Origin of the sequence: Gilliamella sp. wkB7 (assembly GCF_001693435.1) — a bacterium.
Classification (GTDB): Bacteria; Pseudomonadota; Gammaproteobacteria; order Enterobacterales; family Orbaceae; genus Gilliamella; species Gilliamella apicola_N.
The window spans coordinates 1,780,657-1,796,536 of sequence record NZ_CM004509.1; the positions used below are offsets into that span (position 1 = coordinate 1,780,657).

General features: G+C 35.4%; 15 protein-coding genes. 5 read left to right on the forward strand and 10 right to left on the reverse strand.

Annotation, left to right across the window (positions count from 1 at the left end; genetic code table 11):
- Positions 1-16 precede the first annotated feature (16 nt).
- The 3 genes from A9G17_RS07760 to A9G17_RS13080 are packed head-to-tail and all read right to left on the reverse strand — an operon-like array spanning position 17 to position 3,391.
- Positions 17-2,695, reverse strand: coding sequence for a hypothetical protein (locus tag A9G17_RS07760; RefSeq protein WP_065738227.1), 2,679 nt, complete (start codon positions 2,693-2,695; stop codon positions 17-19).
- Positions 2,692-3,213 (reverse strand): DUF1266 domain-containing protein, encoded by a 522-nt coding sequence (locus A9G17_RS07765; protein WP_065738228.1) that lies wholly within the window; start codon positions 3,211-3,213, stop codon positions 2,692-2,694. The genes A9G17_RS07760 and A9G17_RS07765 overlap by 4 nt, the downstream gene beginning before the upstream one ends.
- A 34-nt stretch (positions 3,214-3,247) precedes the next feature.
- Complete coding sequence (locus A9G17_RS13080; protein WP_176714261.1) at positions 3,248-3,391, reverse strand: hypothetical protein; 144 nt, start codon at positions 3,389-3,391, stop codon at positions 3,248-3,250.
- 239 nt (positions 3,392-3,630) lie between these two features.
- Between A9G17_RS13080 and dolP the strand changes: the two genes are divergently transcribed.
- Entirely contained in the window at positions 3,631-4,212 is a 582-nt protein-coding gene (gene dolP / locus A9G17_RS07770; RefSeq protein ID WP_065738229.1) for a division/outer membrane stress-associated lipid-binding lipoprotein, read from the forward strand.
- A 62-nt stretch (positions 4,213-4,274) separates the two neighbouring features.
- On the opposite strand, the gene csdE is transcribed toward dolP, so the two are convergent.
- The 4 genes from csdE to ubiU form a co-directional block, all read right to left on the reverse strand.
- Complete coding sequence (gene csdE / locus A9G17_RS07775) at positions 4,275-4,670, reverse strand: cysteine desulfurase sulfur acceptor subunit CsdE (protein WP_065738230.1); 396 nt, start codon at positions 4,668-4,670, stop codon at positions 4,275-4,277.
- A gap of 69 nt (positions 4,671-4,739) precedes the next feature.
- Complete coding sequence (csdA, locus tag A9G17_RS07780; RefSeq protein ID WP_256114187.1) at positions 4,740-5,963, reverse strand: cysteine desulfurase CsdA; 1,224 nt, start codon at positions 5,961-5,963, stop codon at positions 4,740-4,742.
- Positions 5,920-6,798 carry a U32 family peptidase gene (locus tag A9G17_RS07785; RefSeq protein WP_065738232.1) on the reverse strand — a complete coding sequence of 293 codons (879 nt, stop codon included), beginning with the start codon at positions 6,796-6,798 and terminating at the stop codon, positions 5,920-5,922. Before A9G17_RS07785 ends, csdA begins: the two co-directional genes overlap by 44 nt.
- Positions 6,799-6,952: 154 nt before the next feature.
- The gene (gene ubiU, locus A9G17_RS07790; protein WP_065603214.1) at positions 6,953-7,948 is read right to left on the reverse strand and encodes a ubiquinone anaerobic biosynthesis protein UbiU; all 996 of its coding nucleotides are present in this window, start codon (positions 7,946-7,948) and stop codon (positions 6,953-6,955) included.
- 387 nt (positions 7,949-8,335) lie between these two features.
- Here ubiU and suhB point away from each other — a divergent pair, with 387 nt between their 5' ends.
- Positions 8,336-9,139 carry an inositol-1-monophosphatase gene (gene suhB / locus A9G17_RS07795; RefSeq protein ID WP_065738233.1) on the forward strand — a complete coding sequence of 268 codons (804 nt, stop codon included), beginning with the start codon at positions 8,336-8,338 and terminating at the stop codon, positions 9,137-9,139.
- 93 nt (positions 9,140-9,232) lie between these two features.
- On the opposite strand, the gene A9G17_RS07800 is transcribed toward suhB, so the two are convergent.
- Positions 9,233-9,619 carry a winged helix-turn-helix transcriptional regulator gene (locus A9G17_RS07800; protein ID WP_065738234.1) on the reverse strand — a complete coding sequence of 129 codons (387 nt, stop codon included), beginning with the start codon at positions 9,617-9,619 and terminating at the stop codon, positions 9,233-9,235.
- Positions 9,620-9,978: 359 nt separating this feature from the next.
- On the opposite strand from A9G17_RS07800, the gene A9G17_RS13285 reads away from it, so the two are divergent.
- Positions 9,979-10,239, forward strand: coding sequence for a heavy-metal-associated domain-containing protein (locus tag A9G17_RS13285; protein ID WP_065738235.1), 261 nt, complete (start codon positions 9,979-9,981; stop codon positions 10,237-10,239).
- Complete coding sequence (locus A9G17_RS07810) at positions 10,226-12,427, forward strand: heavy metal translocating P-type ATPase (RefSeq protein WP_301531097.1); 2,202 nt, start codon at positions 10,226-10,228, stop codon at positions 12,425-12,427. Before A9G17_RS13285 ends, A9G17_RS07810 begins: the two co-directional genes overlap by 14 nt.
- 55 nt (positions 12,428-12,482) lie before the next feature.
- Here A9G17_RS07810 and tilS read toward each other — a convergent pair whose 3' ends face one another.
- Complete coding sequence (gene tilS / locus A9G17_RS07815; RefSeq protein WP_065738237.1) at positions 12,483-13,796, reverse strand: tRNA lysidine(34) synthetase TilS; 1,314 nt, start codon at positions 13,794-13,796, stop codon at positions 12,483-12,485.
- 11 nt (positions 13,797-13,807) lie between these two features.
- A complete protein-coding gene (metC, locus tag A9G17_RS07820) occupies positions 13,808-15,025 on the reverse strand; it encodes a cystathionine beta-lyase (protein WP_065738238.1) in 1,218 nt (405 codons plus the stop codon).
- Positions 15,026-15,123: 98 nt separating this feature from the next.
- Between metC and A9G17_RS07825 the strand changes: the two genes are divergently transcribed.
- Complete coding sequence (locus A9G17_RS07825; RefSeq protein ID WP_065738239.1) at positions 15,124-15,741, forward strand: 4'-phosphopantetheinyl transferase family protein; 618 nt, start codon at positions 15,124-15,126, stop codon at positions 15,739-15,741.
- The last annotated feature ends 139 nt before the right edge of the window (positions 15,742-15,880 follow it).

The window sequence follows — 15,880 nt, forward strand, 5'->3', positions numbered from 1 at the left end:
GGGCTTTTTGTGTAATTTACTTTTCCTTAGTCTTTTTTTCTATTGGTGGTCCATAGCGATTGATTTTTTTTAATTCTGAAAGCCAACATGGTGATAACAATAGTGGTAGCAAAAATATTGTTGCAACAAAATATAAAGGTTGTCCTTTATCTGTGTCGTTGATACGTCGTTTGATAGCAAAAAGTGTATTAATTGCTACTAATATCAAAATGACATAATTTGTTATATTATCAAAATTATTTTTATCTAAAAACATAAGCATCGTAATCGATAAAATTAACTGTACTATAAAGCCCTGTATATTGGTACGTCCATTCCAACGCCAAAATTGCCACCATTTATTTTGAGGTAGAGATTGTGACTCAAGCCATTTTTGATTTTCAGTATTTTTTGCCAAAAGTAATGCCGCACAGAGTCGTAATACTAAATCGTTATCGCTATCATTTTTAAATTCATCTAACATTTTTAGTTCATCATCATCGCATACGCTGTATTGATTAGATAAGCGTTCAGCAAGTGATGTGATTTCGTCTACTTGTTTAGTATAGTGGTATCTATTTTTGTTAACCGATAAAGGAAAACTCCAATTATTTTTTAAACCATTTGCTATCTTTTTCAGATCTTTATTATCACCAACCAGTTTTTGTAACGTTTGATCTAATTTGGCTTTTTGCTCGGGTTTGTTTAATACAATCAGATATAGCAATATCACATAAACTGGATTTTTTTTAGCTAATTTTGGTGTCCATAATTGTTCTATTTTTTGTTCGAAATTATTAAAATCGATATAGTCAGGATCATCAATAAACCATTCCATTGAATCTGGATAATTGTTTAAAATACAATTAATGAGCTTGCTGTCATTATCAATTAGGTTGTAAAGTTCAGTTTCATTTTGCCAATTACCATGTTTAAATATTTCTATTAACGGTTTAAGTTTGTCATCATCCTTAATAGTAAAATTATTATTTTCTTGCTGTAGATATATAGCGACATTAATCGGTTGGTTAACGATAGCTAAAACTAATAAACAATGATGAAACCATTGCCAATACGCATTTTTATTATTCATTTTTGTTGATGCATTTGGTGGTTCGGGCAATAAGTAATATTTCATGAATTCTAAATACATAGCCCAATCAAACATTTCCATATTTGAATAATGAAAACTATGATATAAATGTAATTTAGCAACCTCAGGGAGCTCTTGAAATCTATCTAACCATAAACGACCATATAAAACCAGCTCACCTTCTTCATCTGGATCGAATTTTTTTGGTAACAGGGCATTTTTATCATCATCAAATAGCCATGCTTTAAACTCTTGTATTGGTGAGAGTTGTTTAAGCCATGTAAGATGTTGTCGTGCTTGGCGTTTTAAATGATGCAAAATAAATTGTTCAAATGGATCATTACTTTGCTCATCTAAAATTTCTTGTAACAGAATTTCGTTACCATGGCGCAACATCACAGCATGCCGATATAATCGATATAATCGATGTGAACCGTCATCGCGTAATAATATCGATAGAACTTGTCGGTAACTCCAGTTTACGCTTAGACTCCAATTGACAAAATCAACAATTTCTTTTGGATAGCTGTCGATATCATCTATTCCTGCTAATCGTGCTGTTGTGGTTGTGGTTAATTGCGGAATGGTGTGTAGATAAATTTCTGTTTTATCGGTGTCAATACAGTGGCTGTTATTTAACGCCATAATTAATAAAGGGAAGTAATCTTTTTCAAAATAGACGCACCAACCTGCTATCCAACTTTCTGCTTTTTCTTGATAATGCCCAGAATAATATAGATCTAACCAAAATTGTAATGCATTATGTTTGTCTTCAAGCAAAGTATATTGAATGGCAGCAATATATTTCCAATCGATAATAGTTTGTTCACCTTGATCATTTTCAGCAATGCATTTTAAAGCATAATCCAAGATAAATTGATTTTTCATATTTGCTTCACTATGCCAAAAAGCAAATTCAAGCATAAGTTTTTTATCATCAGGAAGATAAAAGACAGTATCTTGTGATAGGAATATATAAACGTCGTCAGGTCTACGTTCCCAATATATCCATTTAATAGAATAAATATAATCAATGGTAGCATTTTGTAATGCTTTGTTGGTTGTAGGCAAACACGTGTAATCAAATAAATCACCATGATCGATGTGATTTAAATAACTATCATATATTTGAAAGTCATCGGTGAACTGTGTCATTAATTGCTGACGCCAACGTAAATTATCAGCTAGAATTTTGACACATGATTCTGAGATATTTGTTGTTTCATAGCTTAAAGTTAGTAATCGCCACTTGACTGAATCAATAACCGACATTGGGTAATCATAAAATGAACCAATAAATTTTTGCCATTCATCTACTTTATAACAGCGTTGAGGATCTTCTAATAGAGCTTGGTAAGCGTTGTAAATTTCATTTGCTTGAATTTGTTCTTCTGTTAGTTGTGGTACTGATTCTTTTTCCGATTGTTGAGTTGTTGTATCAACAGCTGTTTCAGGCGACTTTGCATAACTTATTGCTGATTCGTAAGCTTCGCGCAATGCTTTAAATCCATCAGGATCCGTTTCTGGATGATATGAGGGTAGCTTTTCACGATATGCTTGACGAATAAGCGCGGTATCTGTAGTTTGTTCGATGCCTAATAATTCCCAAAAATTTGTACTCATGACCAATCATACTCCCTTAATGATTCAGGTTTTTCGAGTTCTTCAATATCAATGTACCAAGGTAGGCGATTGCAAGGTGAATCTTCGTCGTTAATTAATATTTTCATGGTGCGCGTTTGCGATGCTCTGGTTAATTCACAACGTAAAGCTTCAAGATCTTCTTTATTGTTAATTGATTCCCAAAATTGAAATCCAACTGACCAAGCAGCAAAGTAGTTATGCCAAGATTTATAAAAATATTGAGAACGTGAAGCAATTCTTGTAAGAATCCATAGCGCTTCCTCTTCGGTAATATATTTGTTGGTTGTGCCATTTCGTAGTATATATCCCATACGTGCATAATCCCAACTACGAATGCCACCAATACCGCATACACAAAAAGTTTGTTCAACAAATTTCATTAGGACTTTTTGATAATCGTTTTGATCTTGGCAGTAATTACGCCAATCAGCTTCGGAAGATCGACAGTATCTTGAATAATAGTGAGATAATAGTGTCGCATGTCCATCATCAACCATATCAAAAACACAATTAAGTAGAGTTTCGCGAGAATTAATCCCCCCAACTTTCGTTCAAATCTACAAAATCCCGTTCGGGAATAAAGTATGCTGAAGTATAACTTGCACCATTATCTTTGCTTAAAGCAACCATTGGCGCGGACAATCCATATAGCCAATCAATACTATCTTGATTCATATTTTAATTCCGATAATTACATATATTCCACCATATTGATGACATTAGATTGTATCAAAAAAAGTAACCGTTATTAGTGATAAAATAACACAATTTTTAAATAATTTATGTTCGATTATTGTTATTGGTTTTTATCATAGTGTAAAACACAAAATTGTTTTGCAAATCATTATCAAAAAGGCATAATAACAACGATTTTTAGTATTTGATTACAATGTTATAAATTGTAAGGAGTAATAATGAAGAGAGCTGCCTTAATAGCTATGTTAATAACAGGCGCATTAATGTTACAAGGCTGTATTACCGCCGCAGTAATTGGCGCAGGTGCTACAGCTACTGCAAAAGTTGCTACCGACCCTCGTACTGCGGGCACACAAGTTGACGATACTACCTTAAATTCACGTATGGGGATGAAAATTAAAAATAATGGTCCTCAATTTATTGGAGCACGTATCGTTTCCAGTACGTATAGCGGTGATATTATCTTAACGGGTCAAGCCAGTCGTGAGCAAATTGAAAAGGCCGAAAGCCTAGCTTATGAAGTTGAAGGTGTAAAAAAAGTCTACAATCAAATTCGAGTTGGTCAACCCGTTAGTGCAGGCACTATCACCAATGATACATGGATCACAACAAAAGTTAAATCTCAGCTAATATTGAATGCGAAAACCAAAGCACGCAACATTAAAGTCGTAACTGAAAATAGGGAAGTATTTTTGATTGGTATTGTGACACCAGAAGATGGTAAAGCTGCTGCACAGCTTGCTAGTAAAGTCGATGGCGTTAAAAAAGTGATCACACTTTTTACCTATATTGAAAATTAATCAACAACGTTATCAGTTAGCAATAATCTTAGTAAAACAGGGGGGAAGATAACCCCCTTTTTTTATACAACGGATTGAATATACTCAATTAGTTTAGTCAAGCCTTGTAAACGCGATTGACTTAGCTCATCAGTAATTTTTAACTGGTTTAATAAAGATTGAAAATCAATTGCGGCAATTTCTTTTGCTGTTTTGTGGTTAGCAATAATAATTAAAATTGCCAGTAACCCTTTAACGATGCGTCCTTCACTGTCACCTTGAAATATAAAGGTATTATCGTTTTGCTTTTGATAAGTTAGCCAAACGCGATTTTCACAACCATTGACTTGGTTTTCATCCGTTTTTAAATCTTCAGGCATTGGCGGCAATTGTTTTGCTAATACAATTAACTGGCGGTAGCGATCTTGCCAATTATGTTGCTGTAAAAATAATTTGGTTAAGTCTTGCTGTGATAGCATAATATTGACCTATAAATAATTAACTATTTGTAAAAAAGTTTCAGGTTAACTATACGTTTCAGTATAAAATTAGGCTAAAATTTCAATTGCATTTTGTAATGCCAAAATAAAAGCATCTACATCTTGCTCATTATTATATGGCATTAATGATAGACGAATAACCCCATGACAACCCAATTTATTCATTAAAGGTTGAGCGCACAGTTCGCCAGTACGAATCGCAATATTTTGCTCGCTCAGTAAAATCGCTACATCATTATGATGAATATGATTAATATTAAATGTGATGATTGGGCTGTTTTCAACACTGTAAAATTGTAGATTCGACAGCTTGCTTAGCTGTGATTTAGTATAATGGGCTAATTGTTCTGTGTAATTTTCTGCTTTCTTCATATCCCAATTGTTTAACCAATCAAGTGTTGCATTAAAGCCAACAATGCCAGCTATATTGGGTGTGCCTGCTTCAAATTTATAAGGTATATCTTCTTGAATAAAATCATCAAATGAGGTGCTTTTTAGCATTTTTCCACCGCCATGCCAAACTGACATTTGCTCAAGTAATGTTTGTTTACCATATAAAACACCCAGTCCCGTAGGACCATACAATTTATGAGCTGAAAAAGCATAAAAGTCGATATCAAGTGTTGTTACATCAATATCATGATGGACAATTCCTTGAGCGCCATCTACTACTAAAATAGCATTATATTGATGAACTATTTGGCTAATTGTAGCTAAATTTGGGCAAAATCCAGTTACATTTGACATATGGGTTATTGCTACAATTTTAGTTTTTGATGATATTAGTGATAATAATTCATCTATATTGGCAGACCATTTAATGATTTTAGCCCCAGTTTGTTTAGCCACAATTAACCAAGGTATTAAATTACTGTGATGCTCTAATTCGCTGACAATAATCTCATCATTAGGTTGTAATACACCGCGAGCATAACTTTGAGCAATTAAATTAATTGATTCGGTAGCACCACGAGTCCAGATAATTTCAGTGTTATTGCTTGCATGAAGCAAATTAGCAACATGTTGTCGTGCTTTATCGATAGCCACTGTTACTTGCAACGCATCGTGGTGCAAACTGCGTTTGGCGGTCGCAGTGTTGTGTGCATAATAGGCTACTGTGGCATCCACCATTACCTGAGGTTTAAGAGCAGTTGCCGCGGAATCAAGATATACACTATTACTATTTAGTGCTGGAAAATCAGCCCTAAACTGCTTTGGTGTAAAATCTTTATTGGCTAAGTTCGAGTCCAGCAATACCATTCCAGTAACCATTACAGTCGCGTTTATGTTCAATATGCAGTGGATTAGAGCCATCTTCATTGGCTTTAAATTGTTTTACAATATCGAGTGTTTCAAGTCCTAATGGCGATATTCGCACAATATCAACTAATCCTTTCATCTCTTTTAAATTATTACCTAAATTATAACAATAGCCGCTTTGTGTTTGGATACCGTTTAGTACAAAAACTTTTTGCTTTTCTTGAGAAAACACTTCACGACCAACAGGATATTTGATGCAGCAAGTTTCACATTTATCTTTTGGTCTATCTTCTGAACGAGCGGTAAAACAACGTGCGGAATAAGCTAAAGGTAAATAACCATAACTAAAGACTTCCACTTCAAAGTTTTTTTCAATATTTAAACTCTCAAATTGTTTAAGAACATTATTTAGCCAATCACGTGAAAGTTCAACCGGCATACACCAACGTACCATACCTTGCTTTTGTAATAATTTTAAAGTCAAGGCGTTATAGCAGTTAATAGCAGGGCCAGCAACGAATGGTAATTTATTTTCTTGAGCAATATTGATGGCCGCTAAATCATTGGCTTCCACCAAAAAGTCTCCATTATTGACTAGTTGTCGTAAATCGTTTAATTCTGACGGGGCTTCAAGCAAAGCCAATGTTGAAAGCACCACTTGCTTGCCAGATTTAGCGATTTCTTTAGCTAATTCTAGCCAATTGGGAACTTTCATTTCTCGGCGTTTTGTACAAACCGTTTCACCCATATAAATAATGTCAGCTTCACTCTCTTTTGCTGCGTGATAAAAGGCTTCGGTTTCAGTTTTAGGCCAATAATAAAGCACTGGTCCTAATGCATATTTCATAGTTTTGCTCACTATAATTTATTTATCTTAAATCTGTTTTCATTTAATAAAAATGGCATAACCTAAGTTGTAGAGTACATAAAAAATCAAGATGTGATATGTTTTATAATCAATATTTCTTGATAATTAACATAACGGTAGACTTAGTATTATGTTATTGCCATTTACGGTGGTAAGCACCTAACGTGGTTTGTGTTCCTTCTGAAACAGAACCCAGCGTATCCATCCAGCTTTTTTCCGCCTGGAATGATTGTGGATTTGCTTTATAGCGATCGATTGCTTGACGCCATACTTTAGTTACTTGTTCAACATAGGCAGGGCTACGCTGACGGCCCTCAATTTTGACTGATGCAATATTGGCAGCAAACAGTTCAGGCAGTAGTTCAATTGTGTTTAAACTGGTTGGTTCTTCAATAGGATGATAAAGCTCATCGCCTACATAATAACGACCTTTACACAAGGTTGGATAACCAGCATTTTCACCTTTTTTATGGCAATCAATTAACACGTTATTTAAGCGGGACTCAAGACCTTTTTCGGTCTCTTCCCAGCGAACAAATTTTGCTGGTGAACAAGCGCCAACGGTATTAGGAGATTCGCCGGTAAGATAGGAAGATAAATAACAACGTCCTTCAGCCATAATACATAAACTACCAAAGGCAAATACTTCAAGTGGAACTGGTGATACTTGCGAAAGTTGCTTTACTTGATGCATAGAGAGTACTCGCGGTAACACGATACGATGTACATGAAAATTGTTATAGTAGAACTTAATTGATTCTTCATTGGTTGATGATGCTTGCACTGAGACATGACGCTCAAGGTTTGGATATTTTTCAGCAGCATAATCTAGCATTGCTAAATCCGCAATAATAAGTGCATCAGCACCAATATTGGCTGCTGTATCAACTGCATATTGCCAACGCTGGAAGTTTTCAGGATGCGCAAAAGTATTAATTGCAATATGTAGTTTTTTACCACGTTTATGCACATAGTCAGATGCTTCAATTAAGCGCTTCTCGTTAAAATTCAAACCAGCAAAATGACGGGCATTAGTATCATCTTTCAAACCAATATAAACAGCATCAGCGCCATTATCGATGGCTACTTTAAGTGATGGTAAAGATCCCGCTGGACAAAGAAGTTCCATAATTATTCCTAACTTAAGTTCGCTATTTTATACGCAAGGTATTATGCAATAATTCTTAATTTATTGCGAATAGAAAGCCAATCATGCGATGAAAAAAGTTACGATAGATTGATTTAGTCATTCTTTTACCCTAATTGATCGTAGTTAATTAACGGAACCGTTATCAATAAAATTTTCACTTAGATGCAACATATAGATGGAATAAATTTAGTAATAAGGTAAGCAATAATGCTAGTGTTACGAGAATATGGCTATTTTAGCCATTAATCCTAACATAGTCTGGCAATGAAGTGGTAAAACCTTTATACTATGCCGTAAATTTTAGTATGACTGTGTAAGTTTTACTAAAACTATCCGTTCTTTAACATCATCAATTGGAAGAAATTTATGCATCCGATGCTTAATATTGCTATTCGCGCTGCTCGTAAAGCAGGTAATGTGGCCATAAAGGCTTATGAAAACCCTAGTTCAATCGAAATTGACACTAAAGGCGCAAACGATTTTGCTACTAATGCTGATCGCGCTGCTGAAGCTTTGATTATTGAGACAATCAAAAAAGCGTATCCTGATCATACAATTATTGCCGAAGAAAGTGGTTTGGCTAAAGGTAATGATGCTGAAACACAGTGGATAATCGATCCAATTGATGGTACGACCAATTTTATTAAAAATATTCCGCATTTTGCTGTTTCTATTGCTGCTCGTGTTAAGGGCAAAACTGAAGTTGCTGTGGTTTATAATCCAATGAGTAATGAATTATTCACTGCTGCGCGTGGTAAAGGTGCTCAGCTTAATGGTTATCGTATTCGTGTTGGTAACGCTAAAGATTTAGATGGCAGTGTACTCGCTACGGCATTTCCATTCAAGGCTAAACAACATAGTGATAGCTATTTTGCGGTTTTACAAAAGTTATTTACTCGATGTGGCGATTTTCGCCGTAGCGGTTCGGCAGCTTTAGATTTGGCTTATGTTGCAGCTGGTCGTTTAGATGGCTTTTTTGAGATTGGTTTAAAACCATGGGATATCGCTGGTGGTGAATTGATTTTGCGTGAAGCTGGCGGTGTGATGACCGATTTTGCTGGTAATAATAATTATATGGTTTCTGGTAATGTAGTAGCTGGAAATCCTAGAATTGTTAAAGATCTATTAGTTTCAACTCAAAACGATTGGCCAGAAAAATTACGTAACTAATTTTTAGATTAAAATAACAGGGTTACTCACACCCTGTTATTTTTCATATAGTTTTTGAGTATTTATCTAACTTATTGAGTTAAATTTTCATAATTAATCTGTTAGCTCAACCATTGAACAATTAACTTCTAATCCTTGGCTATCTAAGCAGTGGTTACCCCATTTATACATTGCTTTTAATACGGGTTTAATACTTTTACCAAAATCGGTTAATGAGTACTCGACTTTTGGTGGGACAACTGGAAATACTCTGCGATGAATTAAGCCACTTGTTTCAAGTTCGCGTAGTTGCTGGGTGAGCATTTTAGGTGTGGCACTTGGAATCTCTTTACGTAATTGAGAATATCTCAGTGTTTTTGTTGTCATCAATTTCCATAAAATTAGAGATTTGTATTTTCCTCCAATGATATTTATTGTTGTCTCAACAGGGCAGCGGATAGTAGGTTTATAATCTTCATTAGAATCTGATTTATTCTTCATTTTAATGTCTCAATAGTATCTTTTTGGGAAGTATATATCAAAAAAGTGCATTCTTGCTAAAAGAATAATAAACATTAGAATAGTCATTAAATAGGTTAGTAGTTGCGTTTGTATTGCTATTCTTACAGAAGTATAACCTTTGAAGTTATGGCTATTATTAATGAGGTATTTAAAAAGACTTGTTTTGTAAGTGTCTATAGTTATTTGATATCAATTAATATAACAAGCCCTTTTTAATAGAGACAAAAAGTAACCTGTCTCTATTTGTTAAAACAACAGTATATTTTGTTGGAAAATAGTTTCTTAATATTCAGCCAATACTAAATCTAAACAACATCGACAGTTAAGGGATGCATCAAATGAAAACAGTTGAATACAATTTTTTTGTTGAGGATATGAGCTGCGCATCATGCGTTAGTCGAGTTGAGAAAGCGCTAAAGAAGATTGATGGTGTGATTGACGTCAGTGTTAATCTTGCTACAAAAAAAGCAACCGTTAACGCTAATACCAATGTTGAATTAGATACATTAATGTCGGCAGTAGACAAAGCAGGTTATCATGCAGTTAAAATTAACGATCAACAAAGACAGTTAAGGGATGCATCAAATGAAAACAGTTGAATACAATTTTTTTGTTGAGGATATGAGCTGTGCATCATGCGTTAGTCGAGTTGAGAAAGCGCTAAAGAAGATTGATGGTGTGATTGACGTCAGTGTTAATCTTGCTACAGAAAAAGCAACCGTTAACGCTAATGCCAATGTTAAATTAGAAACATTAATGTCGGCAGTAGACAAAGCAGGCTATCATACAGTTAAAATTAACGATCAACAAACTCATATTAAGGATGCTGAGAAACAAGCATCACTTTGGCCGATTATTATCTCTGTTTTATTAGCGATACCTTTTGTTCTGCCTATGTTATTTGAACCCTTCGGGATACATTTGATGATGCCCGCTTGGTTGCAATTAATAATTGCGTCGATTGTGCAATTTGGGTTAGGCGCTAAATTTTATCGCAGCGGTTTCAATGCCGTCAAAGCGTTGTCCGGTAATATGGATTTACTGGTCGCTATTGGTACTAGTGCTGCTTATGGCTTATCGCTGTATCAATGGATTATCGGTAATAATGATCACCTTTATTTTGAGTCGTCAGTTGTTATTATTACTTTAATCTTGATTGGTAAATGGTTAGAGTCAAGAGCGAAACATCAAACGACCCAAGCTATCGAAGCACTGTCTGCCTTACGACCTGATGTTGCTTTAGTTAGGCGGGGCGATCAAGAGATAAGTTTGCCCATTAACCAAGTTGTTGTTGGTGATGTAGTGATAGTGAAGCCTGGTGAGCGTATTCCTGTTGACGGTATCGTGATTGAAGGTGCATCAAGTAGTGATGAGTCGATGTTAACTGGTGAAAGTTTTCCAGTCAACAAAGCAGTCAATGATATTGTCACAGGTGGTACTATCAATGGTGAAGGATTATTAATGGTAAAAACAACGGCAATTCAAGCTGATTCTACCTTGTCAAAGATTATTAACATGGTAGAGTCTGCTCAAGCTAAAAAAGCACCTATTCAGCGAATTGTAGATCGAATTAGCGCGATTTTTGTACCTGTGATTTTATTGATTGCGCTTATTACATTACTTGCATGGGGCGTGATTTCTCAGGATTGGCAACAAGCTTTACTTCATGCTGTCGCGGTGTTAGTGATTGCTTGCCCATGTGCTTTAGGACTAGCAACACCAACGGCTATTATGGTGGGTACTGGCGTTGCGGCTCGTCATGGTATTTTGATTAAAGATGCCGAAGCTCTCGAAACATTACATAACGTTAATACCGTAGCGTTCGATAAAACAGGAACTTTAACCATTGGTAAACCTGAATTGGTTGAAATGGATGTGATAGGGACACAAACCCCTGAGCAAATATTAGCGATTGCTGCATCGTTACAAGCAGGTAGTGAACACCCACTAGCAAAAGCAATTCTAAAAAAAGCAAAACAGCATAGTTATGCTCAAAATATTACTTCTGTAACAGGTTCGGGTGTCATGGCAACGATTGATAACACTGAATACTATTTAGGTAGTTTGCGTTGGATGAAATCATTAAACGCCCATTTTGTGGATATGGACGATAAAATCAATGAGCTAACTAATAAAGGTTATACGATTTCATTTTTAGCAAAACAACAGTTAGAAGCAAACGTTGTGATATTAGCTCTATTTGGCTTTTCAGATGTCATAAAAGAAGAAGCAAAAACTGCGATTACAGCACTGCATCAGCTAAATGTTAAAACGGTAATGTTAACCGGAGATAATCAACAAGCAGCTAATTATGTAGGACAGCAATTAAATTTAGATAAGGTTATTGCTGAGGTTTTACCGCAAGATAAAGCGAATTATATTTATCAATTACAAAAAGAAAGTCAAAACACTAACAATAGTGATAGCAATCATAAGGTTGCAATGGTAGGTGACGGTATTAATGATGCGCCAGCTTTAGCTGCGGCTGATATTGGTATTGCAATGGGTACGGGAACCGATGTGGCAATGCATGCGGCCAGTATTACTTTAATGCGTGGCAATCTGTTTTTAATTGCTGATGCTATTGATATCTCTCGAAGAACCTATAATAAAATCAAACAAAATTTATTTTGGGCATTTTTCTATAACTTAATTGGCATTCCACTGGCTGCTTTAGGTTTCTTAAATCCAATGATAGCTGGTGCTGCTATGGCACTTAGCAGTGTAAGTGTGGTGACTAATGCTTTATTGTTAAAACGATGGAAAGCTCGTTCTGAGTCAAAATAATTTGATATTTTATAATTTAAATTAAGGAGATGTATTGTCTCCTTATTTTTTTTAATTATGGAGTATTACTAAGATTAAACCCAATTTGTAAACCCTTACCTTGTTCGGTAACAAATACCCCAACGGCAGTAATTAATTGTTCATTATAATAAATTAAAGGAATACGGGTACGCATCCAAGGCGGAATATGATGCTCTTGCCACAATTTTTTTATCGATCGTGATCCTTTGCGCTGAACAATTTGAAATTGACCTTGGGCATGGAAACGCACTGAAACAGTTTCCTCTTTTTGCGGTAAACGGCAAGTTAAATCGGTTTGATAATTGGGCTGTAATACGCCTAAATTATCCGGCAAGATTAGCGATGTACTTAGATCCCAAGGCAAGATTTGCTGTTCGATATCTTGATATAAAGGCAACAAATAGAGCCGGTTTTGATATCGGCGAATTTGCCAATTATGCAAAATAAATTGTGGATTAGCGTCTTCTTTTGCTAAAGCCACTGTTTGCCAAATTAGTGATAACTGTTTTTGGCTTGGCATATTGATCTGTTTAGATCGAAACCACATGCGCAATATAGCATTACGTTTGTAGTCCGAATAGTTATATAACGGTGTTAAACATAACTGCCCTTCAGGTGTTGTAACGAGTTTAAAATCAGCTAATAGTAGCTCGTTAAGTAGTATTTCTTGCTGTTGACATAATTCGGCACTGCGAGCAACCATTTGTGAAAAATGAGGCCAACGTTGGTTAAGTGTTGGTAGAACATTTAAACGTAAAAAGTTGCGATCGTAATGGTCATCTTGATTACTTTCATCTTCTATCCAACTTAATTGGTGCTGATTGGCGTACTGTTCAATATCTTGACGAGATATCGTTAGTAATGGTCTAAGATGCTGACCATTTTCAAGTGGCATAGCGGATAAGCCCGCTGGGCCACTTCCACGCTTTAACGCTAAAAAGAACGTTTCACATTGATCGTCAAGGTGTTGGGCTGTACATAAAAACTCATTATTTTTTAAATGTCGATAAATAGCTTGGTATCGAGCTTCTCTGGCTTGTTCTTCAATATTGCCCGTCGATCTATCAAGTTTGACTTTTTCAATAATCAAAGGAACTTGCCAAGTATGGCATTGTTGCTGGCAATGTTCAGCCCAACTATCAGCGTTTTCGCTTAAACCATGGTGAATATAAATGGCTCTAAGTTGTAAATTATGAAGCTGTTGCTTTAGGGTGACTAATGCATGCATTAATACGGTCGAATCAACGCCACCACTAAAGGCAACGAGTAGCGATTGCCGACCGTTTAGGTGTTGTAAAATAGTTTGTTCTATATTACTTTTAGTCTTAGCTTGGTTTTGATGGTTCATCCGCTATCCATTTACACTAAACTTTGTAACGCATTAACTTTGTTTTTATGTAATTTGATTCTATCTAAGCCTGCAGCAAGATCGGCAATTAAATCATCAGGATCTTCAAGACCAATATGTAACCGGATTAGTGTACCTGTGAAATCAACACCGGATACTGGTCGTATTTTTACTAGATCTTCAGGTTGATTGGCTAAAATTAATGATTCAAATCCACCCCATGAATAAGCCATTGAAAAGTGAGTCATATTATCTAAAAAATCAGACAATTGAATATAACTTAAATGATCTTTAAGTACAAATGAAAATAAGCCACTAGCACCGCTAAAATCGCGTTTAAAAAACTCATGCCCTTTACAACTTGCTAATGCAGGGTGATTAACGGTTGCAACTTTAGGATGATTGGCTAACCAGTTTGCCACTTTTAAACTGCTTTCGTGATGTTGCTTGAGTCTAACCGCTAGAGTTCGTAATCCACGAGCTGCCATATAGGCGGTATCTGCATCACACATTTGTCCCATTAAATAAGAACGTTCACGCAAGGTATCCCAACAACGTTGATTGGCAACGGCTGTACCTAGCATTGCATCGGAATGCCCAATTAAATATTTTGTACCAGATTGAATAGAAATATCTACATCATGCTCTAAAGCTTTAAATAAAACACCTGCTCCCCATGTATTATCCATCATGATAACAATTTCTGGATTAACACTGCGAATCGCTTTAACTATAGCTGGCACATCGTGTACTTCCATAGTAATGGAACTTGGTGATTCAAGAAACACTACTTTCGTATTTGGTTGAATATGATTGGTAATATACCGTCCAATCAAAGGTGAAAAATAATCTGTTTCGACCCCAAAATCTTTTAATATATGTTCACAAAATTCTTGTGTTGGTTCGTAACTGGCTTCTGATACAAGGATATGATCGCCTTTTTTTACAAAAGCTAAGATGGCATTAGCAATGGCTGCTGCACCACATGGATAAAGGTAACAGCCTGCACCACCTTCAATTTCGGCCATTGCATCTTGTAGGGCAAAATGAGTTAGCGTGCCACGACGACCATAAAATAGCGCTCCTTTAGCTCGATTTTCCATTGCCTCTTTTTTGGCTTCTAATGAGTCAAAGACCAGCGATGATGCTCGCTGAATAACTGAATTGACTGCACCTTGGGTATAACGTTTTTTTCGACCGGCATGAACTAATTCTGTTTGTAATGACATGATGCATCCTTATTGATCTAATAAATTTCGATAACAGTTAGCATAGCATGCTGTTAAAATAGTAAAAAATAATTTTTGTTTAAAATGGCTTATATAAAATGTTAATTGTCCAACTTGCCCATTTAGACACGGTGGAAGTGAACTATTCACTATTATCAAAAAAGATCATTAACGATGCTGAATTATTCAATGGCAGACGTAAAAAACAGTTTTTAGTCTGTCGTTCAATCTTAGCTAGCTTGCTTAATCAGTATTGTCAAATTGCTATTTTACCAACTATGGTCATAGGTGATAATAATCGACCTTGTTTTTTAGATCGCAATCTTCCTGATTTTAATATCAGTCATAGTCAAGATTGGGTAGCGGTTGCAATATCGTTAGATGGTAGAGTTGGACTTGATATAGAAGTTGCTCGCCCACGTAAAAATTACTTAGATGTAGCCAAAAACTTTTTTGCGGATGCTGAGTATCAGTGGATGATGCAACAAGCAGATACCTTAACGGCCTTTTGGCAGCTTTGGACTTTAAAAGAATCAGCACTTAAATTATATGCTAAAGGCGTCTGGCAAATAAAATCAGTAAAAGTAGATATTGAAAAGCAGTTGATCAGTGCACCATTTGGTCAACATTTTTATTATCAATATCAGCAAGTTGCATCAGTTCATCTTGCTGTTAATCATAATAAACCTATCACCGAATTTATCTTACAATCTTAGTAAATAAATATGCTGTTCGATATTGATCCTGTAATAGTGTTAATGAAATGAGTTTATTCTATACTTGTAATAAGTAATTCCAACTTACTTATAATAAAGGTAACATGATTGTTAATAAGGGGATAGTAAACCCCTTATT